19 protein-coding genes are annotated in these 26,244 nt (G+C 72.1%); 4 read left to right on the top strand and 15 right to left on the bottom strand.

What is annotated here, in order from left to right:
- The first annotated feature begins 104 nt into the window (after positions 1 to 104).
- Positions 105 to 590, top strand: coding sequence for a CAP domain-containing protein (locus Afe05nite_RS04790; protein ID WP_203815735.1), 486 nt, complete (start codon positions 105 to 107; stop codon positions 588 to 590).
- Here Afe05nite_RS04790 and Afe05nite_RS04785 read toward each other — a convergent pair.
- The 4 genes from Afe05nite_RS04785 to Afe05nite_RS04770 all read right to left on the bottom strand — a co-directional run bounded on the left by Afe05nite_RS04785 (position 584) and on the right by Afe05nite_RS04770 (position 5,866).
- Complete coding sequence (locus Afe05nite_RS04785; RefSeq protein WP_239117556.1) at positions 584 to 1,597, bottom strand: class I SAM-dependent methyltransferase; 1,014 nt, start codon at positions 1,595 to 1,597, stop codon at positions 584 to 586. The genes Afe05nite_RS04790 and Afe05nite_RS04785 overlap by 7 nt on opposite strands.
- A complete protein-coding gene (locus tag Afe05nite_RS04780) occupies positions 1,597 to 3,180 on the bottom strand; it encodes a hypothetical protein (protein ID WP_203815733.1) in 1,584 nt (527 codons plus the stop codon). Before Afe05nite_RS04780 ends, Afe05nite_RS04785 begins: the two co-directional genes overlap by 1 nt.
- Before the next feature lie 78 nt (positions 3,181 to 3,258).
- A complete protein-coding gene (locus tag Afe05nite_RS04775) occupies positions 3,259 to 3,867 on the bottom strand; it encodes a hypothetical protein (RefSeq protein WP_203815732.1) in 609 nt (202 codons plus the stop codon).
- Positions 3,854 to 5,866: a glycosyltransferase gene (locus tag Afe05nite_RS04770; protein WP_239117555.1), complete on the bottom strand. Its 2,013-nt coding sequence runs from the start codon at positions 5,864 to 5,866 to the stop codon at positions 3,854 to 3,856. Before Afe05nite_RS04770 ends, Afe05nite_RS04775 begins: the two co-directional genes overlap by 14 nt.
- Before the next feature lie 97 nt (positions 5,867 to 5,963).
- Between Afe05nite_RS04770 and Afe05nite_RS04765 the strand changes: the two genes are divergently transcribed.
- Entirely contained in the window at positions 5,964 to 8,288 is a 2,325-nt protein-coding gene (locus tag Afe05nite_RS04765; RefSeq protein ID WP_203815731.1) for a glycosyltransferase family A protein, read from the top strand.
- Between the two features lie 132 nt (positions 8,289 to 8,420).
- On the opposite strand, the gene Afe05nite_RS04760 is transcribed toward Afe05nite_RS04765, so the two are convergent.
- The 7 genes from Afe05nite_RS04760 to ftsY form a co-directional block, all read right to left on the bottom strand.
- Positions 8,421 to 9,413, bottom strand: coding sequence for a class I SAM-dependent methyltransferase (locus Afe05nite_RS04760; RefSeq protein ID WP_203815730.1), 993 nt, complete (start codon positions 9,411 to 9,413; stop codon positions 8,421 to 8,423).
- Between the two features lie 2 nt (positions 9,414 to 9,415).
- Positions 9,416 to 11,899, bottom strand: a complete 2,484-nt coding sequence (locus Afe05nite_RS04755; RefSeq protein WP_203815729.1) for a glycosyltransferase family A protein — start codon at positions 11,897 to 11,899, stop codon at positions 9,416 to 9,418.
- 43 nt (positions 11,900 to 11,942) lie between these two features.
- Positions 11,943 to 14,192 carry a [protein-PII] uridylyltransferase gene (locus tag Afe05nite_RS04750; protein ID WP_239117554.1) on the bottom strand — a complete coding sequence of 750 codons (2,250 nt, stop codon included), beginning with the start codon at positions 14,190 to 14,192 and terminating at the stop codon, positions 11,943 to 11,945.
- Between the two features lie 10 nt (positions 14,193 to 14,202).
- On the bottom strand, positions 14,203 to 14,541 hold the full coding sequence (locus Afe05nite_RS04745; RefSeq protein ID WP_020517993.1) for a P-II family nitrogen regulator: 339 nt from the start codon (positions 14,539 to 14,541) through the stop codon (positions 14,203 to 14,205).
- Between the two features lie 35 nt (positions 14,542 to 14,576).
- A complete protein-coding gene (locus Afe05nite_RS04740; RefSeq protein WP_275407443.1) occupies positions 14,577 to 15,947 on the bottom strand; it encodes an ammonium transporter in 1,371 nt (456 codons plus the stop codon).
- Between the two features lie 249 nt (positions 15,948 to 16,196).
- The gene (locus Afe05nite_RS04735) at positions 16,197 to 17,021 is read right to left on the bottom strand and encodes a phosphotransferase (protein ID WP_203815726.1); all 825 of its coding nucleotides are present in this window, start codon (positions 17,019 to 17,021) and stop codon (positions 16,197 to 16,199) included.
- Positions 17,022 to 17,036: 15 nt separating this feature from the next.
- Entirely contained in the window at positions 17,037 to 18,218 is a 1,182-nt protein-coding gene (ftsY, locus tag Afe05nite_RS04730; protein WP_203815725.1) for a signal recognition particle-docking protein FtsY, read from the bottom strand.
- A gap of 120 nt (positions 18,219 to 18,338) precedes the next feature.
- Between ftsY and Afe05nite_RS04725 the strand changes: the two genes are divergently transcribed.
- The gene (locus Afe05nite_RS04725; protein ID WP_203815724.1) at positions 18,339 to 20,018 is read left to right on the top strand and encodes an alkaline phosphatase D family protein; all 1,680 of its coding nucleotides are present in this window, start codon (positions 18,339 to 18,341) and stop codon (positions 20,016 to 20,018) included.
- Positions 20,015 to 20,539: a DinB family protein gene (locus Afe05nite_RS04720; RefSeq protein ID WP_203815723.1), complete on the top strand. Its 525-nt coding sequence runs from the start codon at positions 20,015 to 20,017 to the stop codon at positions 20,537 to 20,539. The genes Afe05nite_RS04725 and Afe05nite_RS04720 overlap by 4 nt, the downstream gene beginning before the upstream one ends.
- Positions 20,540 to 20,553: 14 nt before the next feature.
- Here the strand turns inward: Afe05nite_RS04720 and Afe05nite_RS04715 are convergent, their stop codons facing one another.
- The 4 genes from Afe05nite_RS04715 to Afe05nite_RS04700 form a co-directional block, all read right to left on the bottom strand.
- On the bottom strand, positions 20,554 to 21,174 hold the full coding sequence (locus Afe05nite_RS04715; protein WP_203815722.1) for an HAD family hydrolase: 621 nt from the start codon (positions 21,172 to 21,174) through the stop codon (positions 20,554 to 20,556).
- A 5-nt stretch (positions 21,175 to 21,179) separates the two neighbouring features.
- Positions 21,180 to 24,758: a chromosome segregation protein SMC gene (gene smc, locus Afe05nite_RS04710; RefSeq protein WP_203815721.1), complete on the bottom strand. Its 3,579-nt coding sequence runs from the start codon at positions 24,756 to 24,758 to the stop codon at positions 21,180 to 21,182.
- Positions 24,759 to 25,000: 242 nt separating this feature from the next.
- Positions 25,001 to 25,195, bottom strand: a complete 195-nt coding sequence (locus Afe05nite_RS04705; protein ID WP_203815720.1) for a hypothetical protein — start codon at positions 25,193 to 25,195, stop codon at positions 25,001 to 25,003.
- A gap of 834 nt (positions 25,196 to 26,029) precedes the next feature.
- Positions 26,030 to 26,244, bottom strand: a 215-nt coding sequence (locus Afe05nite_RS04700) for a hypothetical protein (RefSeq protein WP_203815719.1), incomplete at its 5' end; no start/stop codon positions are given.

Below are 26,244 nucleotides of genomic sequence, written 5' to 3'. Positions count from 1 at the left end.
AAGGCAACCGCCAGGGCTTCATCGGGCCTGAACCGGCGCCGAACTATGTCGTTGAACCCGCCGGAAGCAAGGCGGGCCCACACGGCGAAAGGCACTACGACACGATGCGTACCATCACCAAGCGTCTGGCCCTGATCGCGATGATCCCCGCCACCCTGCTCGGCATGGTCCTGCTCGCTGCCGCACCGGCCCAGGCCGCCCCGACCAGCGTCGTCAACCTGCAGAACGGCATCAACACCCTGATCAACCAGCAGCGCGCGGCGCACGGCTGCAAGCCGCTCACGGTTGACGCCCACCTGCTGACCGCGGCCCGCGCGCACAGCGCCTTCATGGCCACGACCGGCAAGTTCAGCCACACCGGCCGGGGCAGCTCGACCTTCGACTACCGCATCAAGACCGCTGGTTACTCGAAGCCGTCGGCCGAGAACATCGCCTACGGCTACCGCTCGGCCGCCGAGGTCGTCAGCGGCTGGATGAACAGCCCGGGCCACCGCACCAACATCCTCAACTGCCAGTCGACCCGGGTCGGCGTCGGCGCGGTCTACGCCGCCAACGGCACCCCGTACTACACCCAGGACTTCGGTTACTGATTGGTCGGCGCCATCTGCCGGACGATCCGGCGGTACGACAACACGGCGTGCCGTCCGAGGGCCTCACCTTCACTGGTGAGGCCCTCGATCGTTTCCACCCACTTGCGCAGCGCCTCGGCCTCGTCCTGCCGGTGCGCGTCGTCGAACACCACGGTGGCCGAGTCGGCCAGCCGGTCCTCGAGCACCCGCATGGCCGGGTAGCGCGCGTCCTTGCCGGTCTTCTCCGGCGGCCCGTCGATCAGCAGCAGGTCGACCTCGCGCAGGTCGGCCACGGCTTCGACGTCGTACCAGGGGAAGGTGCGCCCGTCCACGACGACCGGGCGCAGCGGGGCGTCGCGTACCTCGGCCACTCCGGTCAGGCCGTGTGCGGCCAGCGCGAGCCGGGTCTTCCGGGCGTAGCCGGGTTCGTGGTCGAGCGAGATGAGCCGGCCGCCCGTCTTCTCCAGCGCGTACGCGATCCACACCGACGACGTGCCACTGCCCAGTTCCAGCACCAGCTTGGGCCTGCGGGTACGGATGAGGTCGAGCAGGTCGAGCAGGTCCGTCGGGTTGAGCGCGAACCCGCCCGAGGGCGGCATCGGCGCCGCCGGGGTGAAGCCCCCGAACAGCTGGAGCAAGGCCTCCACCTCGTTGGTCTGCGCGCGCAGCAGCCGATCGGTGCCCAGCGCGGTCGTCTTCTGCCCGGTGGCGAGCAGCTCGGTCAGGTCCCGGTGCCGGTCGCCGGCGGTGAGCAGCATCTGCTCCACCGCCCCGAGCAGGCGCCGCTGGGTCTGCTCGAGCACCCCTCGCTGATCGCGCAGGGCCTTGCGTTGCTCCCGGCCCAGAACGGCGAGCCGGTGCAGCGCCAGGAGCAGACCGGCGGCGAGGCCGGCGAGCGTCACCCCGACCACTGCCAGGGCCACCCCGACGAAACCGGCCAGCGCGCTGGCACCGATCGCCACGCCGAGCGCCGCGGCGGCCCCCAGCAGGAGCAACTGACGGCGGGTGAGATTCCGGAGCCTCTGCATCATTTCCCCTCGCGGGCGGTCGGAGCGTGCGGACAGAACGGCACGCCGGCCTTCTGCTCGGCCGCCTGGTCGAACGACTGGTCGAACCGGTACTGCGAAAACGGTGCGTCGGCGAACAGGGTGAAGAACTCGCCGCGCAGTGCGCACCGCCGGATCTGCCCCGCGGCGGTCGGCTCGAACTCGGCGATCGCCTGGGCGAGCCGGTCGTCGAGCCGGGCCGCCGGGGTGGCCATCACGTCGTCCCGGAACCGCTTGTTCGCGGTGGCCGAGACCGTGCCGACGGCCGTGAAAAGCAACACCAGCGCGGCGATCAGCGCCCGCCGGCCGGGCCGGACCGCGTGGCCGAGCGCGACCAGCAGAATCGCACCGGCCGGCATGGTGACAGCCGAGTCACGCCAGCCCATCCCCCAGGCGCCGTGCGCGGCCAGCCGCTGGATCTCCCCGTTGAGCGCGCCCATCGTGGCGGCCAGCAGCACCGCGGTCGCCGCGACGAGCACCAGCACGAGCGCGGCCGGACGGTCCACGATGGACATCCGGCCGAGGTCCCGGATCGCAAGGACGGCCAGCACGAGCAGTGCCACGGTGGCAAGGACGAACACGAAACCCGACGTCCGGCCGCCGCCGGCCGCCTCGCCCCACATCAGCGGCGGGAGCCAGCCCAGCGCCCGACTCGGCAGGGCGGCGAAGACCGCCGGCCCGGCCGACACATCGGAACCGCTGTAGCAGGCGCGGACCGCGCAGTACTGGTTGATCACCACCCGAACGGCCCCGAAGACCGGCAGAAAACCAAGCCACAGCAGGCCGAGTACGCGCATCGGCGCGGCCAGCCAGAACTTGCGCCCGGTCAGCGCCAGCACCCACCGCCCCCGGGCCGCGACGGCCACCGTCGCCAGCGGCAACGCCAGGTAGGCGACCTCGTTGAACGAGGCCAGCGCGGCCCCCGCGACGACCACCGGCCCGATCCACCACAGCCGTACCGGGCGCTGCGGGTGGATCCGGCACAACAGCAGCGGCACCGCCAGCACCAGCGCGGCCGAGCTCAGATAGAGCCCGGCGAACAGGACCACCGGACTGGCCCGCCCGGCCGCGACCAGCCCGCCCGCCACCGCGAACGGCACCACCGCGGCCAGCGTCGACGGCGGCCGCCGAAACATCCGGCCGCGCGCGACGACACTCTCGGCGAGCAGCATGGCCACCACTGCGAGCAGTGCCGCGGCGACGAACGACACCAGCCGGAACGCGATGTTGGCGGGGATCCCGAACACGTCGCCCAGGACGTACGCGATCAGGTCGAGCAGTTTCTCCAGCATCCGCCCCAGCGGCCGGAAGTTGCCCATCCGCAGATAGCTGGGCAGCGAGTCGAGGGTGTGCGGCACGATCCGCAGCGGATCGTCCCGGAAGAGCCCCCCGTGCCAGTAGATGTTGAACCGGTGGTCGGCGGTGGGCGCCAGCGCCACCAGCGGCCCCAGCACCACCAGTGGCGCGAGGGCGGCCCGCGCGAACGCCCGTCGCCAGAGCGCACCGACAGGCGGTCCCTCCACGACAAATCGCATCGCGACCTTGGGGGCCTCGGCTTCAAGCACGGACGCGGTCACAACTGGCCAACGACGCCACGATCAGCCCAGTAACGCCGGTGGGCGACCAGAAAGCCGCAGATCACGTCAGTAGCGCGCGGGCTCCAGCAAGTTGGCGAGGGTCGGGGGGTTTCGGGGGTCGACCACCACGGCGCGCGCGGCCTTGTGGTCCTGGCACAGCTGGGCCACCCGGCCGGCGAGCAGGGTCTCCCAGTCGCCGGCCTCGTGGCGCGACCAGGTCGCCGGGTCGGGCAGATATTCCAGGATCACGCCCGGCACCTGCAGGCCGCGCAGGGCGGGCTGGTCGGTCACCACCACCGGCAGGTGGTCGCCGTCGACCAGGATGCGCTGGCGCAGGGCCCGGGTCAGGGCGTGGGAGGCGTCGCGGTCCAGGCCGACCGCCACATAGACACGGGCCGGCACCGGGCCCGGCGTCGGGCGGCGTTTCTTCTCGGTCGGGCCACGCCGCAGCAGGCGGCGGGCCAGGGTCGGGCCGGTACGGACCGGGTCGCGAGTCAGCTCGACCAGGGCCCGGCCGAGCCGGTACGAGCGACTGCCCCGCAGGGTCGCCACCAACTCCTGGTGGCGGTCCCGGTCGGCGAGCGCGGCGTCGCGTTCCGCCTCGACGCAGCGCAGGCGGCCGGTCAGAGTGGCCACCTCCCAGCGGGCCAGCGCCAGTTCGTCAGGGTCGGACACGGTTCGCCTCCCGGCATCGGGCGGCCAGCCAGGCCGCGGCTTCGGTGGCGCCGTTGGCGAAGGAGAGTTCGGCGCAGCGCCGACGGATCGCCTGCCGCACCGCCGGGTCGGCGAGCTTCGCCAGTTCGGCGCGGGTGCTCTGGTCGTCGACGGCGTAGCGGGCCACCCCGGCGGCGGCCGCGAACCGGGCGCGGGCGAGTTCGTCGTCGGGCGCGTCGGGGTCGGGCACGAAGACCGTGGGGACGCCGGCGCCGAGCAGTTCGTGGAAGTTGGTGTAGTCGGCCCGGGACACCGCGATCGTGACCTCGCCGAGCTGGTCGGCGGGCAGCCCGGTGACCGTCCGGAACCCGGGCAGTGTCGCCGGCACGCCGCGGCAGAGCAGGGTGTCGTCGCCCTCGTCGCCGGCCAGGCGGTCGGGCAGGTCGGTGATCGGGTCGACGGTGGTGACCCCGGCGCGGGCGGTGGTGGTCCAGCCCTCGTCGCCGGCCGCGGCGAACTCACCGGGTTCGAGGATGCCGGCGAAGGCGGCACCCTTGCCGGCCCATTCGCCGCCGGTGCCCCGCCGCCACATCGCCGGGCGCAGCCACAGCCAGCGCGGCAGCGGGTTCTCCGGGATGGCCGCGACGATCCCGTCGTGCGGCAGACCGCCGACCAGCACGGCGCGCGGCTTGTAGAGCTCGGTCAGGTGGCCCAGCCGGTCCCGGGCGAAGTTGTTCCAGCGGGCCTCGGGGACACCGAGTTCGGCCGCGCCGGGCAGGTATTCGGTGAGCAGGCCGGCCGCGTGCGCCTCGGCCAGACTCGCCGAACCGGCCACCACGACCGCTTCCATGCCGGGCGGCAGCCGCCGGGCGATGGCGCGGAAGCGGGCCACGTCGTCGCCGACCATCAGCACCCGCCGGTTCGTCCGGGCGGCGCGCATCGGCGGGCGGGGCGGGCGGCGGGCCGCGCGTTGCATCACGCCGAGCGAGGCGAGGCGGGCGATGTGCGAGGCGCTGCCGAACTGGTCGGTGACATAGCGGCGGGCCCGTTCGACCTGCTTCTCGTACGCGGGCCGGTCGGCGTGCAGCCGGCGCACCAGGTCGCGTACGCCGGCGGGGTCGGTGTAGAGGGCGGCGTTGCCGAAGATCGACCGGAAATGCGGGCCGACGACGACCGGCACTCCGCTGGCCATGGCCTCCAGAATCGTGCGCCCGAACGCCTCCTTCCAGTCCTTGTCGTGGAAGTAGACGAAGAAGTCGAGACTGGCCAGGAAGTCCTGTGGCGACTCCGCGCCGAACTCGACGACGTCCCAGTTCCGCGGGGTGCGGCCGAGGCGGCGTACGCCGATCTCCCCGCCACCGAGAATCCGGACCTTGACCTCGCCGGTGTCCGGGTAGGCCCGCAGCAGCTCGGCCGGATCGCGCGGCCATTTCACCTCGTCCGGCCGCCCGTGCCGGCCGATCACCGGCACCGGACCGGGCACCCGGGGCGGCGCCACCCAGTCGTCGATGTCGATGATCTCGTGCCAGTCGGTGTCCGGCAGCGTGGTCCGGGGCGCCACCTGCTGCACGTTGTCGCGCACCTGGGAGCTGATCGGCGCCCACACGATGTCGCCGCCGAACAGGCGCGAGATCCGTTCGCGTACCTCGTCGAAGACGTAGTAGCGCTGTTCGTGGCGCTCGTCGCCGGGCGGCTGGTTGAGCACCACGATGGTGTGTCCGGCTTTCACCCGCGGCACCCCGGCCGGTTCCGAGGTGAAGATGCGAGGCTGGCGGATGAGCAGCACCCGGGCGGTCACTTCGGTGCCGTCGTCGTGGGCGAGGTCGGCGAGGCCGTCCCGCAGGCATTCGACGATCCGGGACTGGAACGGCCGGGCGTGCCGCAGGTGCGGCGACGGCACGTGGATGAGCACGGTGGACAGTCCGGCGCCGGCCTGGGCGCGCACCTCGGCGACGATGCTCGCCGAGTTGCCGCCCGGATAGCGCAGGTCGGACATGATGGCGACGTCGTACAAGGTCACGGTGGGTAGAACGATAGGGACTAAACGGGCGATACGGACAATTCACCCAGGGCACTGGCTCGTTAAGACTAGGAGTCACGCAGAAGGAGACAAGCCGATGACACCCGGACCGGACCCGCTGGCCGTGGCGGCCCTACAGGCCCGCTCGGTAGCCGCACGCGGGCCCCTCGCTCGCGCGGCGGGGGCCTCGTCGGCCGAGGCGGTGATCGCGGGCGCGGCAGTCGAGCCCTGGCCGGCCGGCGAACTGGCCCGGGTCCTGGCACTGCAGGACCTGCGGCCCGACGACCAGGACGGGGCGCTGGCGATCCTGGACCGGTTGCGCCGGGCCGCCACCATCGCGCCGGAACACCAAGGGCTGCACGTCCAGATCGCGTACGCGGTGGGAGATCGCGTCCTGGCCGCCGCGCTGCTCGACGAATACCCGGACGTGGCCGAGTCGATCCGCACCGCCGTCCGCCTCGACCTGGCCAACCCGCACGCCGGCGGCACCGGCGCGGGCTGGGACTTCGCCACGCTCCTGCCGCACCCGGCGGTCCGCGTCGAGGCCGGACCCGGGGAGGTCCTCGACCGCCTGACCACCGGCGCCGCCCAGCGCACCGGCCACCCCGCCCGCATCACCACCATCGTCACCACCTGGCGTCCCGACCGCTCGCTGCTGACGGCGGTCCGCTCGCTGGTCGCGCAGACCTGGACGAACCACGAGATCCTGGTGATCGACGACGGTTCGCCGCCGCAGTTCGACCCGGTGCTGCGGGCGGCCGCCGCGCTCGACGCGCGGGTCCGGATCATCCGGATGGTCACCAACGGCGGCACCTATGTGGCCCGCAACGCCGGCCTGGACGCCGCCACCGGCGACTTCGTGACGTTCCAGGACTCGGACGACTGGTCCCACCCGCTCCGGCTGGAGAAACAGGTCGCCCCGCTGCTCGCCGACGAGGCCGTCTTCTCCACCACCTCGGCCGGCATCCGAGTCACCCCCGACCTCGTCCTGACCCGGCCGGGCGTGCCGCAGATCCGCTCCTACAACCTGTCCTCGCTGATGTTCCGGCGCGAGAAGGCCCTGCGCGACGTGGGCTACCTCGACCCGGTCCGCAAGGGCGCCGACGCCGAGTACGTCGAACGGGCCCGCGCCGTCCTCGGTCGCCCGGCCACCGTCCACCTGGCCGACTCGGCCCTGGCCCTGATCCGGCTCAGCCGTGATTCGCTGTCGAGCGCCGACTACAAGGTCGGCTGGATGCACCCGGCCCGCCGCTCCTACCTGTCGGCCTTCCAGGCCTGGCACGACCGGATCAAGGCCGGTACGGCCACGCCCCGCGAGCCCCGGGCCTTCGTCGCCCCCCGGCGGATCCGCGGCGAGACCGGCGCCCGCGCCTACGACGTGCTGCTGGCCGGCGACTGGACCACCGACGGGCGGGCCGGCGCGGCCGGGATCGGACAGCTCCGGGCGTTGGACAAGCGCGGCCTGCGGGCCGCCCTGGTGCACCTCGACGAGCTGGCCAACCTGCGGCAGGGGCCGCGCAACTTCGACCCGGCGGTCCAGGAGTTGATCAACTCTGGGGAGATCACCCAGGTCGAGCTGACCGACGACGTGCGGACCCGGCTGGTGGTGGCCCGCTCGGCCCGGGTGCTGTCGCACGCCCCCGACCTGGCCAGCGGCATCCGGGCGCAGCGCGTGGTGATCGAGTCGTCGGCGATCTCGCGCTCGGCCGCGGCCGGCGCCCGCCGGTTGTTCGGCCGCCGTCCGCTCTGGGCGCCGGCCGGCCCCGACGGCCGCCGACTGCTCAGCGCCGCCCTGGCCGAGGACCCGCTCGCCACCGGCTCCCCCGGCGACCTGCTCACCGCCGTGGACCTGCCCGGAACGGTGGACCCCACCCAATGGCGGCTGGACCGGCGTGGCCCCCGAGCCGACCGGCCGGTGGTGGGCCGTCGCTGCTACGGCGGCCGGGCCGAATGGCAGCGGCTGCGCAAGGAGCTGCCCGATTCGAGCCGGGTGGACGTGCGGCTCCTCGACGACGACGGCTCGGCCGGGCGGGCGTTCGGCCGGTTCGGGCTGCCGCGCGCCTGGCTGGTCTACCGCCGGGACGAGGTGAGCCTGCGCAACTTCCTCTACCAGGTCGACTTCTACCTGCCCCTGCCCCGGCCCGACTCGCCCGCCGACCCCGACCCGGACGTGCTGGCCGCGCTGGCGGCCGGTTGCGTGGTGCTGCTGCCCTATCGCTACGCGGCCACGTTCGGCGACGCGGCGGTCTACTGCGAGCCGGAGGAGGTGCCCGAGACGGTGCGCGCCCTGCACGAGAACGGGACGGCGTTGCGGGCCCAGGCCGCCCGCGGGCCGGAATATGTGCGCCGGAACCACGGCCACGAGCTGTACGCGGAGCGGGCGGCCCTGTTGGCAACCCAAGGGCAACTGACGCGCGGGTAAAGCGGGCCGTTCGGCAACCGATTCTTGCGGTTGTACGACAGCTGAACAGCCGGTCCCCCGACCGGCTGGTCGCGGGAGATTCCCCTGCCTCCCGCGACCCGCGACCCCGCCGTCCCCCGCGGCGGGGTCGCGTTACTTCCCGCTCGTGACCGGTGCGACCGGATGCGCCAGCGTGGTCCAGCGGCCGGCGAACCGGCGCTGCTCGGTCAGGCCGAACGTGCTCTGCCGCGGCGCCACCCGGCCCGGCACCTCGTCCACGACCACGGCACCCCCGTCGGCCAGCCGCCGGCCGAGCACGTGCAGGGCGGGCGCCACGGCCTCACCGCCGGGCGCCGCCGTGCCGTCGACCACGAGCAGGTCGATGCCGCTGAGGCCGTCCAGCGCGTCGACGTCGTACCAGTCGACGGTGCGTCCGTCGACGGTCAGCTCGGCCGTCACCGCGTACCGCACCTCGACCCGGTCCAGACCGTGATCGCGCAGCATCTGCCGGGTGTCCTCGGCCCGCTTCTGGTCGTGGTCGACCGCGACCAGCCGCCCACCGGCGGCCTCCAGCCCGTAGCCGAGCCAGATCGTGGCCGGCCCCCCGCCCAGCACCACGGTGAACCCGGGCTGCCGGCCGGCCACGACAGCGAGCAGGCCGAGCAGGTCGGTCGGGTTGAGCGTGCCACCGGCCGGCATCGGCGCCCGCGGCTTGACCTGCTGGAACAGCTGGAACAGCGCCTCGGTCTCCTGGTTCTGCTCACGCAGCAGCAGTTCGGCACCGCGGCCGGTGAGCCGCTCGGTGCGGGCCAGGGCCTCGGTCAGCTCCTGATGCCGGTCGCCGGCGGCCAGACGTTCCTTCTCCACCGAGGCGATCACCCGGCGTTGCAGTTGCTCGACGACGATCCGCAGGTCACGCACTGCCTCCTGGGTGGACCGGTGGACCCCGCGGATGCGCCGGGACAGATGGACCACGCCCGCCGTCACCGCCACCACCAGCAGGGCGAGCAGGCTGGTGGCGAGCGCGGCCCGGCCGGCCGCCGACGCCATCACCACACCGGCGCCGACCGCCACCATCACCGCAAGACCGGCGATCTGCCTGGACGAAAGGCCGAGCAGCGCTTTGACCAGCCTCTTCAGCTTCACCTTCACAACATCGGTAACGCACCCGTCGAGTCGGCCGTTACGGGAAGAAGCTCCATGATCCGGGCGACGAACGGCGCCGGATCGCAGGTCCGGGCGACCACCTCACGGGCCCGGCGGCTCTGCTCGGCGTAGAGCGCCGGATCGGCGCGGTACCGGGCGATCAGTGGGGCGATCTCGGAGCGCCCGCAGTAGACGGCCGCGTCGCCGTAGAGCCCCGCGTACCGCTCCGGCATGATCACCACGCAGCCCATCGCGGCCGCCTCCATGGCCGGCCGGGAGTAGCACTCGACGCTCTCCGGCGGCGGGAAGTGCAGATAGAAGTCGAGCTGGTGCAGGAACGGGCGCGGTTCGAGGTCGGCCGCCTCGTAACCGAGCCAGGTGCGGGGCAGCGCCCGGTGCGGTTCGGCCGGGCCGGTCTCGGTGCGGGGCCGGTCGGGCAGTCGCACGCGCACGTCGACGTCGGGCAGGCGGTGAAAGGCGGCCAGGGCGGCGGCGAGATCGGGCGGCCAGGCGGCGGCGTCGGCGAGATCGGTGCCGGCGACCGCCGGCCCCGAGGCCCCGGAGCGAACAGCGACCCAGCCGGGCACGGCGAGCACGGCGGGGAAGTCGAACTCGGCGAGGGTCACCCCCTTTCGCGTACGCAAACCGGCGCGCACGCCGGCATCCTGCGGAACCCACAGCGGGTCTGATCCGAAAAGTCGCCGCGCCGCGGCGGTGCACGTGACCGGGTCGTAGCGATGGTCGGTGCCGTTCTGCCGAACCGGCGCCCGGTCGGCCACGACGATCACCCGCGCCCCGGTGACCCGGCTGGTCACCCCGTCGGTGAACTGCAGCACCGCGGCCTGGCGCACCACCACGATCCCGGCCTCGACCAGCTCCGTCGCGACCCGGTCGACCGCCCCCGCGTTGATCAGATCCTGGATCGGCGCGGCGATCGGCTGCCGCTTGAGGTAGACCGCTCGGGGCGATTCCAGGTGCAGCAGCGCCACCCGCAGCCCGGCCGCCCGCAGCGCCTCGATCTCGTCGACCGCGCTCCACTGCGCGCTCTCCATGAAGCGCCAGTCGGCCACCATCACCACGTCATATCCGGCGACCTGCTCGGGGTCGGCGCCGAGCAGGTGACCGGGGGCCGCGAAGGGCCGCCCCGTCCCGTCCGCGGGCCGCACCGGCGACGCCACCCCGGCCGTGATCAGCTGGTGATAGCGCAGGTAGGCGGAGCTGTAGGCGGTGCGCCCCGGGTGCATCCAGTGCGGCTTGATCTCCGAGCGTGACAGCGACCCGGCCGACAGCCGGATCAGCGCGAGCGGCAGCGTCTCGAGGTGCCGCACCCGCTGCTGCCCGAAGGCCGCCTGGATGCGGCCGATGTACTCGCTGTCGGCGGCCTTGCGCACCCGGTCGAAGTAGCCGACCCGGGACAGCACCGCGGTGCGGCGGATCATCAGCGACGACGGGTTGAAGCGCCCGCTGCGCACCCCGGGCCGGGTCAGCAACAGCTGATCGGTGACGGCCAGCCCGTCCGAGGTGGTGGCGACCACCCGCCGGTCCGCCAGCATCGGCGCCACCTGCAGTTCGAGGCGGCGCGGGTGCGACCAGTCGTCGGAGTCCTGGAAGGCCGCGAACTCGCCGCCGGCCGTGTCGAGCCCGGCGTTGCGGGCGGCGTAGGTGCCGCCGTTGACCGCCAGCTTGACCAGCCGGATCCGGTCGCCGAGCGCGGTCGCGGCGTGCAGCACCTCGTCGTACTCCGGCGGCGACGCGTCGTCGACGATGATGATCTCGACGTTGGCGTAGCTCTGGGCCAAAATCGACCGGACCGCGGTGAGCAGGCCCCGATCCGGCTTGAACGAGGTCACCACCACCGACACCCGGTGCGTGGCGTCGATCCGCTCCACCGCCGGCGCCGCCAGCCGGTCGAACGGTGCCCCGTCACCGTCACCCACCACCGGACCGGGCGCGGGCAGCAACGCCTGGAACTCGCTCAGCCAGGGCGGCGCCGGATTCGCCCGCACAAAGGGGTTGAGGACGTCCAGGCGCAGCGCGGTCCGGGCCGCCGAGCCCATCCGCCAATAGCGCCTGAGCAGCTTCTTCGCCTTCTCCGGCCCCTCGTGGGTCAGCGCCATCTGGGCGTGCAGCGCCTGGTTGCCCGGCGACAGCGCCCACGGTCCGAAGACCCGCCGCACCAGGTCGTAGAGCGCGAGCGCGTCCTCCCGGTCCCCCGGCAGTTGCTCCTGCAACGCGATGATCTGGGCGACCGCGGCCAGCAGCCCCGGATCCGCCTTGCGCCGCCGGCGGCGCAGCCAGCGCCGGTCGCCCCGCCGGGCCGCCGCCAGCAGGTCGTCGAGCGTGCCCGCGTCACCCAGGGCGGCGCGGACCATCAGGACGCGGGCGTCCAGGGAGCGGTTGCGCGAGGCGGTGGCGGTGAGCGCCAGACGCAGCCGGGGGCCGATCGCCCTGATGTGATCATCGAGCAGATCGGATAAGTGGGGCATGTTCCGACCAACTCCGCCGCGGCTGTCGGAGTGACGCTCCCCCTCAGACCGCGGCCAGCACCGCCGCCTCGACGCGATCCCGCTCGGCCTGCTCCGCCCACGAGCCGACCAGGTAGAACGCGTCCACCACGTCACCTCCAAGAGTGGAGATCCGGGCCGCCCGTACGGTCGCGCCCGCCTCGTCGAGGGCCGTCGCCACCCGGTAGAGCAACCCGGCCGAATCGGCGGCGCGCAACTCCAGCACGGCCGCGTCGGTGGCCACGTCACGCTGCCACACCACGCGCGGTTCGGCGGTGCCGCCCCGGGCACTCATCGCCCGCGCCCGCACCCGCTGGGTGACCGACACGTCCCCGGCCGCGACCCGGCGCAGATCGGCGGCGAGTGCCACCGGGTCGTACGGCGAGCCGTAGCGCGGCTGGGTGAAGAACTCGACGATGGCCCGGCCGTCGACGGTGGACGCGTTCGCCCCGACCACGTCGAGCCGGTGCATCGCCAGGCAGGCGGCCACCGCGCCGAGCAGGCCCCGACGATCCGCCGCGGCCACCGCCACCCGGTCGCCGTCCAGATGCACCGCCGGCAGGTCGCCGTCGAGCAGCTCGGCGTCGGCGGCGGGCGGTTCGGGCAGCTCACCGGTGTCGAGCGCGGTGTGCACCCGGCGCACCAGCTCGGCCATCAGCCGGCCCTTCCAGTCCGACCAGGCGGCCGGGCCGGTGGCGTGCGAGTCGGCCAGCGCGAGGGCGTGCAGCAGGTCGAGGGTGGCGGTGTCGCCGACCTTCTCGGCCACCGTCGAGATGGTCACCGGGTCGCTCAGGTCACGGCGGGTGGCCACGTCGGGCAGCAGCAGGTGCAGCCGCACCAGTTTCTCGATGGTGGCCACGTCGGCCGGGGGCAGGCCGATCCGGGAGGCGATCTCGCCGGCGATCGGCGCGCCCACGATGCTGTGGTCCCCGGGCAGCCCCTTGCCGACGTCGTGCAGGAACGCGCCGATCAGCAGCAGGTCGGGGCGGTCCACCGTGCGGGCGTAGGCGGTGGCCTCGTAGGCCGCCTGCACCAGATGCCGGTCGAGGGTGAAGCGGTGCACCGGGTGGTGCTGCGGCAGGCTGCGCATCCGGGCCCACTCCGGCAGCCACGCGTCGATCAGGCCGTAGCGGTCGCAGGTCTCCCAGGTCGGCAGCAGGCCGGGGCCGGAGCCGAGCAGCGAGACGAGGGCCGCCCGGGCGGCGGCGGGCCAGGGCGTGGGCAGCGGCGGGCAGAACGCGGCGAGCCACTCACTGGTGGCGCGGGCGATCGGCAGCCGCACGGTGGCCGCCGCGGCGGCCACCCGCAGGGAAAGGCTGGGATCCGGGACCGGGCCGATGGCCGTACGGGCGAGCACCAGCTCCCCGTCCTGCTCGACCACGTCGCGCGCGACCGGCCGGCGAACGGTCGACCCGGGGATCTGGCCGCGGCGGCGCCCGGCCCGGAGCCGGTCGACGGCCCGCCAGGCGTCGTCGACCGCGTGCGCGATCGTGCGGGCGTCCCCGGCGACCCGGCGCAGCAGCACGTCCCCGTCGTCGACCTCGAGCAGTTCGGCCACCGCGCCGCGTTCCTGGGCGACCAGCCGGTCGACCTTGCGGCCGACGGCGAGGTGCAGGGCGTCGCGGGTGTCGAGCAGGCGCAGGCAGGCGGCTCGCACGGCGGGTCGCATGGTGTCGGCGACCCCGGCCCGGCCGATGCCGCGCAGGATCGTGACGTCGCGCAGGCCCCCGGCCGCCTCCTTGAGGTCGCCCTCGAGCAGGAAGGCGAGTTCGCCGTGGCTGGCCCAGCGGCTGGCGGTCAGGTCCTTGAGTTGGGAGAGCAGGCGGACGGCGGTGCGCCGCCACTGGTCGCCGGCCGCCGCGGCGAGTTCGCCGGAGAGGGTCGCGTCGCCGGCCACGTGCCGGGCGTCGAGCAATCCGAGCGCGACCTTGACGTCGTCGTGCGCGACCGACAGCGCCTCCGGCAGGGTGCGCACGGAGTGGTCGAGGCCGAGCCGGGCGTCCCAGATCGGGTACCACAGGGCCGACGCGATCCGGTCGATGCCGGCCGTGCCGTTGTGCAACAGCACGAGGTCGAGATCGCTGTAGGGGGCGCAGTCCCGCCGGCCGAGCCCGCCGACCGCGACGAGGCTGACGCCGGGGACGTGCGCCGGGAAGATCTCGGTGAGCCACGAATCGATCGCCGCGGCCCGGTTCTCCCGGGCCGCGGCGCCGATGTGCGCACGGAGCTTGTCAGGGGAGCCGCCCGCCGGCACGAAGGGCGGCTCACCAGACATTCTGTTCATCTCAGAGCGCGTCGAGACCGCGCTCGCCGGTACGGACCCGGACGACCTCTTCGACGGCGGTCACCCAGACCTTCCCGTCACCGATCTTTCCGGTCCGCGCCGAGGTGACGACGGCGTCGACGATCTTGTCGACGTCGATCTCGTCGGTAACCACCTCGACCTTGATCTTCGGCAGGAACTCCACCGTGTACTCGGCTCCCCGGTACACCTCGGTGTGGCCCTTCTGCCGTCCGTAGCCCTGTACCTCGCTCACGGTCAAGCCGGTCACGCCGAGCGCGTGCAGCGCTTCCTTCACCGCGTCGAGCTGGTACGGCTTGATGACCGCGGTCACCAGCTTCATGCTCAGTCCCTCTTTCGGAGCAGTCATACGGGAATTTAACCGGCAACCTTCTGGCTGACGTCGGCCTTGCCGTCAGCGTCGACCCCAGCACCGGGCTTGAGACCGGCCATCGCGAACGCGCCGCCGCCACCCGAGCCACCGGCCGGAGTGAAGTCGTACGCGGTCTCACCGTGGTCGGCGATGTCGATGCCGCCGATCTCCGCGTCGTCGCTGACCCGCAGGACCTTGACGGCCTTGAGGATGAACGCGATCACCGCGGCGATGACGAGAGAGTAGACCGTGACGACCGCGCTGCCGGCGAACTGACGCCAAAGCTGCTCGGCGCCGCCGCCGTAGAACAGGCCTTCCTTGGCACCGAGCGCGTCGGTGATCGCGGAGTTGACCTGGGTGGTGGCGAAGAAGCCGATCGAGAGGGAGCCGATCCATCCGCCGACGAAGTGGACGCCGACCACGTCGAGCGAGTCGTCGTAGCCGAGCTTGTACTTCAGTCCGACGGCCAGGGCACAGACCGCACCGGCGATGATGCCGATGAGGGCGGCCGGCAGCGGGGCGACGAAACCACAGGCCGGGGTGATCGCGACCAGACCGGCAACCGCACCGGAGGACGCGCCGACCATGGTCGGCTTGCCGTCGCGCAGCCACTCCACGACGCACCAGCCGACGAGCGCCGCGGCGGTGGCGAGCTGAGTGTTGACGAAAGCGGCGGCGGCGGTGCCGTCGACGGTCAGCTCGGAGCCGGCGTTGAAGCCGAACCAGCCGAACCACAGCAGGCCGGCGCCGAGGGCCACGAACGGAACGTTGTGCGGACGCATGTTCTCGCGCGGCCAGCCGATGCGCTTGCCGAGAACCAGGATCACGCCGAGCGCGGCAGCACCGGCGTTGATGTGCACGGCCGTACCACCGGCGAAGTCGAGCGCGTGCAGGTGGGCGCCGATCCAGCCGCCACCCCACACCCAGTGCGCGACCGGGACGTAGACCAGGGTGAACCAGGCGATCGCGAAGATCACCCAGCCGCCGAACTTGAGGCGGTCGGAGAGCGAGCCACTGATCAGCGCGACCGTGATGATGGCGAACATCATCTGGAAGGCCATGAAGACGTACGTCGGGATTCCCGTGGTGCCCCAGATCTCCGGCAGCCAGCTCGTGCCGGTACCGAAGTACTGGCTGAAGCTACCGATGAACTTGTTCACGCCGTCGCTGTCGTTCGAGCCGAAAGCGAGTGAGAAGCCATAGAGCGACCACAGAATCGAGATGATGCCGATGCACGAGAAGCTCATCATCATCATGTTCAGGGCGCCCTTGGACCGGTTGAGGCCACCGTAGAACAGCGCCAGACCGGGGGTCATGAGCAAAACGAGCGCAGACGACAGGAGCAACCAGACAGTATTGCCGGCGTTGATCTCCACGCTGCCTCCTCTCGGAATTTTTTGGTGTCCTCCCCCAGCTCCACAGGGCAGCGTCGCCAGCGGCCGGGTTCGGGCCAAAGCGTTCCGGTCCGCTGTTTCACGCATGGTCTACGCGCGATTTCCAACGCGTCACGGCTTGTTTCGTACGTGTGAAGAAACTCTCACAGCCCCGGCGGCGAAACGCCGTGAACTGGTGCAATTACCGCTTCCCGGAGCGCAAGATCCGGACGCGGCATTGTCAACAGCCGATCACCGAAGTGCGTATTCGAGCGTGTGACGTTCGTAATCGAGCAGCCGCAGATCACGCATCGGACGCCGCAGATGCCCCTTGTGCACGATTCGGACGAAGGCCGGGTCGCCGGCCGCCGCCATCCGCCGGATGCCCTCGACGTGGTCGACGATCCGCTTCCGGATGGTGCGCACGAGCCGGTGCCGGTCCCGCGGGATCAACCCGTAGGCGTCGGCGAACAGTCGCAGGCGGCGCGGCCGGTTGGGCCGCTTCCAGCCAAGCGTGTAGGAGTCGCGATCGCTGAACAGCGGCACCCACGTCCACGCCGCGTAGGCCACGTCGTAGATACGCGCCCCCGGCGAGGCCAGATCGAAGTCGATCAGGGCGAGCGTGCCGTCCGGCCGCCAGACCACGTTGTGCGGCGCGGCGTCGTGGTGGCAGATCACCTCGGTGTCCGGCGGAGGCGGCCCGAACGAGCGCCACACCGCACCCGGCGGCGGCACGAAGCCGTACTGCGCGTCGTGGAACATGCGCAGCATGGTCGCGACCGTGACCAGCGCCTCCTCGGTCACCCAGTGCGGGGCCAGCGGATATTCGCCGCACTCGCCGTCGAGGTAGGAGAGGACCTCACGGTTCTTCTCGTCGACCCCGAGGGCGCTCGGCGACCCGGTGAAACCCACCCGCTCGAGGTGGTTGAGCAGCGCGTGCACTGCGGGCGTCCACGGACCGGTATTCCGCCGGACGGTGTCGCCGATGCGCGAGACCGTGCTGACGTTGCCGCCGTGGAGCGGGATCTCCCGCACCGGCTCCTGCGTCACCCACGGCCTCCCCGACGTCTGGCTCACTCGTGAACTTCGAGACTAGCTGTCGGAGCCAAGCAACGCTTCGACGAACGCGCCCGGCTCGAACGGCGCCAGATCGTCCGGGCCCTCGCCCAGACCCACCAGCTTGACGGGAATCCCCAGCTTGCGCTGCACGGCGATGACGATGCCGCCCTTCGCGGTGCCGTCCAGCTTCGTCAGTACGACGCCTGTCACATCCACCACTTCAGTGAACACGCGAGCCTGCTCGAGACCGTTCTGACCGGTCGTCGCGTCGAGGATCAGCAGGGTCTCGTCGACCGGGCCGTGCTTCTCCACCACCCGCTTGACCTTGCCGAGCTCGTCCATCAGACCGACCTTGTTCTGCAGCCGGCCGGCGGTGTCGATGAGCACCGTGTCGATGCCGGTGTCGATGCCCCGCTTGACCGCGTCGAACGCCACACTCGCCGGGTCGCCGCCCTCCGGCCCGCGCACCGTCTCGGCGCCGACCCGCTCACCCCAGGTGGCCAGCTGCTCGGCGGCCGCCGCCCGGAACGTGTCGGCCGCGCCGAACAGCACGCTGCGCCCGTCGGCGATCAGCACCCGGCCGATCTTCCCGCAGGTGGTGGTCTTGCCGGCGCCGTTGACCCCGACCACCAGCACCACCGCCGGGCGGCCCTCGTGCGGCTCGGTGCGCAGCGTGCGGTCCATGTCGGGCTCGAGCGCCGCGGTCAGCTCCTCGGCCAGCTGGGCGCGCACCTCGGCGACCGTCCGGGTGCCGAGCACCCGGACCCGCTCCCGCAGCCGCTCGACGAGCGCCTGGGTGGCCTCGACCCCGACGTCCGCGCTGATCAGGCTGTCCTCGATCTCCTCCCAGGCGTCCTCGTCGAGGTGATCGCGGGACAGCACGCTGAGCAGGCCCCGTCCCAGCACGGTCTGCGAGCGGGCCAGCCGGGCGCGCAGCCGCACCAACCGGCCGGCGGTCGGCTCCGGCTGATCGAGCTCCGGCTTGCGCTCGGTCTCGAGGACCGGCGGCTCCTCGATCAGCGGCGGCAGGCCCTCGTCCGCCTCCGCGGGCACGACCAGGGGCGGGATCTCGTCCTCGGTGGGACGCTCCAGGGTCGTGGTTCCACCGCCCGCCTGCGGGGGCAGCTCACGGCGGCGCATCCGCGGCACCATCAGGCCGACGGCACCGGCCACCAGGACGACGAGCAGGATGACTGCGGCGACCACGTATTCCATGGCTGAAATCCTGACAGATGAGCCGTCGGCGCGTGTGGTCGGCCGGACGAGTGGCGCCATCCGGCTTCTCTGACGGAGGATGGAGCGCCCCCGACAACCGCGTGGAAGGCTCTCCCCACGGTGACCGCACATCTGCTCATCGGCCCTGTCCTGCGACGCGTGGTCGGTGATCGAGCCACCATCTGGGTGGAGACAACCGAGCCGGCCACCGTGCGAATCGAGGCGGAAGGCGGCGGTTCCGGCTCGGCGTCGACCTTCTCGGCGTACGGGCATCATTACGCGCTCGTGGTCGTCGACGGCCTGACGCCGGACGCGGCCAGCTCCTACCGCGTACACCTGGATGATCGCCCGGTCTGGCCGTCGGCCGAGTCGACGTTCCCGCCGTCGGTCATCCGCACCCGCCCGGAGCTGGAGAAGGACGTCCCGGTCCGGCTGATCTTCGGATCGTGTCGCGAGGCGACGCCCAAGGCGACCGCCCGCCGCCTGCCGCCGGACGCCCTCGACGCCTACGCGCGTCGTCTCATGACCGACCCGCAGAACCCCGACCTGCGCCCCGACCTGATCGTCCTGCTCGGCGACCAGGTCTACGCCGACAACACCTCGACCAAGGTCAAACGCTTCCTCAAGCGCCGCCGGGCGGCCGGCCACCAGGGTCCGGCCGACCAGGTGGTGACCTTCGACGAATACACCAAGCTCTACCTCGAGTCGTGGCGTGACCCGGAGATCCGCTGGCTGCTCTCCACCGTGCCGAGCGTGATGATCTTCGACGACCACGAGCTGATCGACGACTGGAACACCTCCGAGTCGTGGCGCCGCGACATGGCCGCCGAGTCGTGGTGGATCGAGCGGATCGCCGGCGGTCTCGCCTCCTACTGGGTCTACCAGCACCTCGGCAACCTGGAGCCGGCCGAGCTCGACGCCGACCCGCTCTTCCAGAAGGTCACCACGGCCGGCGACGCCACAGTTCTGCTGCACGACTTCGGCCGTACGGTCGACAGCGCCACCGCCGACCGTTACCAGTGGAGTTTCGCCCTCGACCTGGGCCGAACCCGGCTGGTGATGCTCGACAACCGTTGCAACCGCGTGCTCACCCCGGGCGCCCGCGAGATGCTGCCGGGCCACGAGTGGGCGTGGTTCGTCGACCAGGCCCACGGCGACTACGACCACCTGGTGGTCGGGTCCTCGCTGCCGTGGCTGATGCCCCCCGCCATCCACCACCTGGAGGCCTGGAACGAGCGCACCGCCGACTCCGGCAACCCCCGGGTGGCGGCCCTGGCCGAGAAGATGCGGCGCACCTTCGACCTGGAGCACTGGGCGGCGTTCGGCCGGTCCTTCGCGGCCCTGGGCGAGCTGTTCAAACGGCTGGCCGAGGGCGGCGACGGGGCACCGACACACCGGGTCGGCGCGGGCGGGGCGTACGCGGCGCCGGCCACCATCTCGGTGCTCTCCGGCGACGTCCACCACTCGTACGTCGCGCGGGCCGACTTCGGTGAGCCGCTGAGCACCCCCGTCATGCAGCTGACCTGCTCGCCCGTACACAATCAGGTCCCGGGGTTCATGCGCCCGCTGATGCGCTTCAGCTGGTCCCGAGCGGCCGCGAAGGGCGTGCGCGGCCTGGCCCGGTCCGCCGGGGTGCGCCGCCCGGCCTGGACCTGGAGTCGCCTGGCCGGACCCTACTTCGGCAACGCCGTCAGCACGCTGCGCCTGGACGGCCGGCGGGCCGTCGTGCGGGTGGAGGGCACCAGCAAGGAAGGCGACCTGTTCGAGGTGGCCGAGGTCGGCTACGGTCCGGATCGATGAACACTTGGATCGCACCCGAAGCGCAACGCGAAAGTGAACCCCTCACCGGCCCCGAGCGCGAGATGCTCCAGGGCTGGCTGGACTGGCAGCGCCAGACCCTGCTCACCAAATGCGCCGGGCTGACCGCCGAGCAACTCCGGACGGCCGCCGTCGAGCCGTCCAACCTGACCCTGCTCGGCCTGGTCCGGCACATGACCGAGGTCGAGCGCAGCTGGTTCGTGGTGCGCGCGGCCGGTCTCCCCGACGCCGGCGGCCTCTACAGCTCCGCGGACAACAACGACGGCGATTTCGACGACGTAGCCGACGCCGACCCGGCCGCCGACCTCGCCGCTTTCCGGGCCGAACTGACCGCCGCCGACCGCGCGGTGGCCGGCCTCCCGCTGGAGCACGAGTTCACCAGCCCGCGCGGCCACACCATGAGCCTGCGCTGGGTCTACATCCACATGATCGAGGAGTACGCCCGCCACAACGGCCACGCCGACTTCCTCCGCGAGCGCATCGACGGCCGGACCGGCGACTGACCCGCCGCTCCCCGCTACTCCGGCAGGTCCAGCGCCTTACGCAGGTAGGCCACGTGCTCCGGGCCGCTCCAGCGGTACGCCGACAACCCCGCGGCCCGGGCACCGCGCACCACCCGGTCGTCGTCGTCGATGAAGAGAACCTGCTTCGGCGGGTAACCGATCAGCTCGCAGGCCCGCGCGAAGAACTCCGGCGCCGGCTTGTGCAGCCTCTGCTCCCACGAGCTGATCACCACGTCGACCTCGTCGGCCAGGCCCAGGGCCGCCAGATCGGGGCGCAGGCGGTCGGTGGCGTTCGTGGCCAGACCGACCTTGCGGCCGGCCGCGCGCACCTCGCGGACGAACGCCAGCGCGTCGGGGTCGGGCTCGCCGCGGTAGTCCTGCCACTTGGCCACCGCCTCGGCCGCCCGGTCCGGGTCGATCGGCAACCGGGACGACACCAGCCCCATCCACTCGGCGTCGGTGATCTCGCCGGCGACCGCGGGGCGGTAGATGTCCCACGACATCGAGGTCTCGAGCAGGGCGGCCGGTTCCAGGCCGTAAGCGACCTCGACGGCGATCATCGGGGTCGGGTCCCAGCGACGCAGAACGCCGTCCAGGTCGATGAGCAGGGCCTGGGCGCGTTCCCGCGGTGGCATACCGGCTATTCCTCTTCCTTCTTGAGTCGCTGGCTGATCACCTGGGTCACCCCGGCGCGCATGGTGACGCCGTAGAGGGCGTCGGCTACCTCCATGGTGCGCTTCTGGTGCGTGATGATCAGCAGCTGGCTCTTTTCCCGCAACTGCTCGAAGAGCGTAATCAGCCGGCCGAGGTTGACGTCGTCGAGGGCCGCCTCGACCTCGTCCATGATGTAGAAGGGCGAGGGGCGGGCCCGGAAGATGGCGCACAGCATCGCCACCGCGGTGAGCGAACGCTCGCCGCCGGAGAGCAGTGACAACCGCTTGATCTTCTTGCCCGGCGGGCGGGCCTCGACCTCGACACCGGTGGTCAGCATGTCCTCCGGGTCGGTGAGCACGAGCCGGCCCTCGCCGCCCGGGAACAGGACCTGGAAGACGGCCTGGAACTCGCGGGCAGTGTCCTCGAACGCCGACGCGAACACCTCGAGGATGCGTTCGTCGACGTCCTTGACCACGGTGAGCAGGTCCTTGCGGGTGGCCTTGAGGTCTTCCAGCTGGTCGGAGAGGAATTTGAAACGTTCCTCCAGCGCCGCGAACTCCTCGAGCGCCAGCGGGTTGACCTTGCCGAGCAGTTGGAGGTCACGCTCGGCCTTGTTGGCCCGCTTCTCCTGGGTCGGCCGGTGGAACGGGGCCGGCGTGGGTTCCGGCTTGCCGTCCTTCTCGGCCTGGGCGGTCTCGGCCGCGCTCGGCGGCACCAGCTGCTCGGGCCCGTACTCGACGATCAGCGTGTCGACATCGAGCGAGAAGTCCTCGGCCGCCTTGGCCTCGAGCTGCTCGATGCGCAGCCGCTGCTCGGCGCGGGCCATCTCGTCCCGGTGCACCTCGCTGGTGAGCCGCTCCAGCTCGGCGACCAGCCGCTTGGCGGCGGCGCGAACCTCCTGCAGCTCGGCCTCGCGGGCGGTCCGGGCCCGGGCCAGTTCGTCACGGGCCTCGACCGCGTCGGCCAGCGACATCTCGACCCGGAGCAGGGCGGTGGCCGCGCCGAGCGCGACCGCCTTGGCGATCTCGGCGCCGCGGGCGCGGGCGGCTCGGCGAGCCGCGGCCCGCTCCCGGGCCTGCCGCTCCGCGTTGGCCTGGCGCATCAGCGAATCGGCGCGGCCGGCGATGGAGGAGACGCGTTCCTCGGCCGTACGGACGGCGAGCCGGACCTCCATCTCGTTCTGCCGGGCCTGGGGCACCAGGGCGGCGAGCGTGTCGCGTTCCTCGGTGGACGGTTCCTCGTCGAGCGGGGTCGACTCGGCGAGGTCGAGGCGCTCCTCCAGCTCGGCCAGGCGCATCAGATCGTTCTCGCGGGCCGCCTCGGCCTTCTGCCGGGCCGCGCCGAGGCGCTCGCTCTCGGCCTTGGCGGAGCGGGCGGCGGCCCCCAGCTCGGCGAGCCGGCGGGCGGCGGCGTTGCGCTCGCCCTCGGCCGCGCGCTTGGCGGCGGCGGCCACACCGACCGCGTCCTTGCGCTCGGCGACCTCCGCGCGGGCGTCCACCAGCTGGCTCTTGAGCTGCCCGATCGCCTCCTCGGCGGTGGCCCGGTTGGCCTTGGCCTCGTCGACCGCGGCCTGCACCTCGATATAGCTGGTGGCCTTGCCGGAACCGCCGGCCGCGGCGAACGCACCGAGCACGTCACCGTCGGGGGTGACCGCGCGCAGCTCGGCGTTGCCGGCCACCACCTGGGCGGCGGTGCCGAGGTCGGGGACCAGGATGACGTCACGCAGGGCACGGTTGATCGCGGGCCGGATCTGCTCGGGGCAGTCGACGGCCTCCGGCGCCCAGACCGCGCCGTCGGGCGTCGCCGGGCGCAGCGACTCCAGGGAGCCCTGCATGCCGGGGGCGGCGGGCGACGCGACGACGAGCGCGGCCCGCCCGGCGTCAGCGATCTTGAGCGTACGCATCGCCTCAATCGCCTCGTCCACACCGGAGAGTGCGACGGCGTCGGCGAGGGAGCCGAGGGCGGCGGCGATCGCGGCCTCTTGCCCGGACCGGACGGTGAGCAGCGAGGCGAGCCCGCCGAGCATGCCCGGCACCTGGTCGCGCCGGGCGAGCAGAGCGCCCGCGCCGTCCTTGCGCTGCAGACCGAGCGCGAGTGCTTCCTCGCGCGCCTTCCAACTGGCCGCGTCCTTCTCGGCCGCCCGTTCGGCGTCGGAGAGTTCACGCACCACGGCGGCGGCCCGGTCGTGCGCGGCCTGCGCCTCGGCGTGCCGTTCGTCGAGCTCGACGTTGTCCCGGTCGGCCTCGGTGGACTCGGCGGCCACCGCGTCGACCTCACCCTGGGCGGCCTCGGCGCGCATCAGGGCGTCGGTGTGCGCGGTGGCGAGGCGCTCGATCTCCTCGGCGACACTGGACGTACGGGCGCGGACCGCATTGACGCTGCCGGTCAGCTTGGCCAGGCCCTCCCGGCGGTCGGCGATGGCCTTGGCGGCGTTGCGCAGCGCGCCCTCGGCCGCGGCCAGCTGCCGTTCCAGGTCCTGCCGGTTCTCCACCGCCTCGGCCAGCCGCATCTGGTCGTCGGTGAGCGCCTCGCGCAGTTCCTCCTCCTGCTCGCGCACCCGCTCGGCCTCGGCGACCAACTGGTCGGGGTCGCGGCCGGGCCGGTCCTCGTCCCCGGTGGCGGCGAGGTGACGCAGCCGCTCGCTGGCGAGCTGCTCGGTGGAGCGGAAACGTTCCTGCAGCGCGGCCAGTTTGTACCAGGTGTCCTGGGCGGCCTGCAGCAACGGCGCGTCCTCGGCGTGCGCGTGCTCGAGTTCGGCGAGCATCCGCTGGATCTCGCGGTTCTCCGCCTCCACCTGCTGGCGGCGGTCACGCATCGCCGACTCGTCGGCGATCTCCCGGTCCAGGGTGGTGCGCAGCGTGTGCAGGTCGTCGGCGAGCAGCCGGAGCCGGGCATCACGCAGGTCGGCCTGGATGCCGGCGGCACGGCGGGCCACCTCGGCCTGTTTGCCGAGCGGCTTGAGCTGGCGGCGGAGCTCGGCGGTGAGGTCGGTCAACCGGTTGAGGTTGACCTGCATCGCGTCGAGCTTGCGGATGGCCTTTTCCTTGCGCTTGCGATGTTTGAGTACGCCCGCCGCCTCCTCGATGAAGGAACGGCGGTCCTCGGGTTTGGCGTGCAGCATCGCGTCGAGCCGGCCCTGCCCGACGATGATGTGCATCTCCCGGCCGATGCCGGAGTCGCTGAGCAGCTCCTGGATGTCGAGCAGCCGGCAGGCGTTGCCGTTGATCTCGTACTCGCTGGCGCCGTCGCGGAACATCCGCCGGGTGATCGAGACCTCGGTGTACTCGATCGGGAGGGCCCCGTCGTTGTTGTCGATCGTGAGCGTCACCTCGGCGCGGCCCAGCGGCGCCCGGCCGGAGGTCCCGGCGAAGATGACGTCCTCCATCTTGCCGCCGCGCAGTGCCTTGGCGCCCTGCTCGCCGAGAACCCAGGCGATGGCGTCGACGACGTTGGACTTGCCGGAGCCGTTGGGGCCCACCACACAGGTGATGCCCGGCTCCAGACGCAGCGTCGTGGCGGAGGCGAAGGACTTGAAGCCCTTGACCGTCAGGCTCTTGAGGTGCACGGATCTCCGAGGGTCGGCAACGGATGGCTGGCAAGCAGGCTACCCGCACCCGGGTCCGCGGGCCTGGCACGGCGCGCACGGCAAGGTCAACCCGGGAAAATCGGACAAAAAGATGCGCGCCGCCACGGAGTGGAGGCGCGCGGGGTGCGTTACTTCTTGGTGCTGAACAGCTGTGCCGAGCTTCTTGGTGCTGGACTACTCACTGCTGGGGGGATCGACCGCCAAGTCTCGGCGGGTGGAACTCAGGTCAGCGCCGGCTCGGTGAGCCGCAGGAGGTCGTCGGCCTCAGCGGCGGCAGCCGCGAGACGATCATTGTCCGCCCGGAGGCGGGTGATCTCGAACTCCAGAGACTGAACCCTGGAACGCAGTCGGGTGACCTCGTCGAGCAGACGCCGATCGGGCGCTGCACCTACGTGGCCAAAGAGGGCCTTCGCCATGGTGACTCCTTGAGAAGCACTGCTTCTTTGGGTGTTTTGAACCACGCGCCTGCAGCGCGCGCCCAGCAAGCACCACACATCTATGCACACGGGCACGCGTGAGCACAGACTCATGCACCCGCGGCCGAGGCCAAAAAACCCTGTGGTCTTAGGTGCAGATGCCCCATGCCCAACATGAGACTGCTTACCTATGGGCATGAGTGGGCGCGACTGGCGACACCTCCATAGTCCGCCGATACCCACGCTCCGTCAAGCCGTGCGGCGGCGGACCCGGCCGCAAGCTCAGTGAATCATGCCACCCTCGCGGCCCTTACCGGGCCTTATGTTTTCTTTGCCGGTTTGCCCACGTCTTGACCGACTGCCCCGGGTCTGCGACTCGGTCGATGCCCTCAGTAACACCGCAACTCGACACTCACCCACCTCGCGGTCACGCTGCCTATCCCGGCAGCGCACTCGCCACCCGCACCTCCGCGAACCCCACGCGTCCCTCCAGGCAGGGACCCGACGCCCCGGGTTCCGCGAAACCGACATCCGACCGCCCGGCAAGCCCCAAGCCGTGATCGCATCGCCCAGCCCGACGACGGATTTGGCACCGCCCGCATGGCGATCATGCAGCCGAGCGCAACGATCTTGCGGCCCCCGTGCCGCCGTGCGCGAACGAACGCGGCCATCGCGTGGCCGAACGCAGGCATCGCGTGCGCGCACAGCCATCGCGCAGCCGAACACAGGCATCGTGCGGGCGCGGCCATGAGGCGGGCTTGGGCATGACGCGAACGCGGCCACGACTCGGGCGCGGCCATGCGGCGGGCGCGGCCATGCGGCGGGCAGCGATCTTCAGGCCCGCGGAGCGTCGAGCGCACGGATCATCCGGCCGGCGAAACGGATCTTGCGAGCGGTGGGATGGGTGATCTTGCGGGCGGTGTCTGGGGATCTTGCGCGGGGCGGGGTGATGATCTTGTCGGCGACTGTGCGGGGATCTTGCGCGGGGCGGGACGGGGATCTTGCGCGGGGCGGGACGGGGATCTTGCGCGGGGCGGGACGGGGATCTT

This window comes from Paractinoplanes ferrugineus (assembly GCF_016862195.1).
Classification (GTDB): domain Bacteria; phylum Actinomycetota; class Actinomycetes; order Mycobacteriales; family Micromonosporaceae; genus Actinoplanes; species Actinoplanes ferrugineus.
Note: the sequence above shows the minus strand (reverse complement) of the source record. Positions and strands in the feature narration are given on the sequence as shown.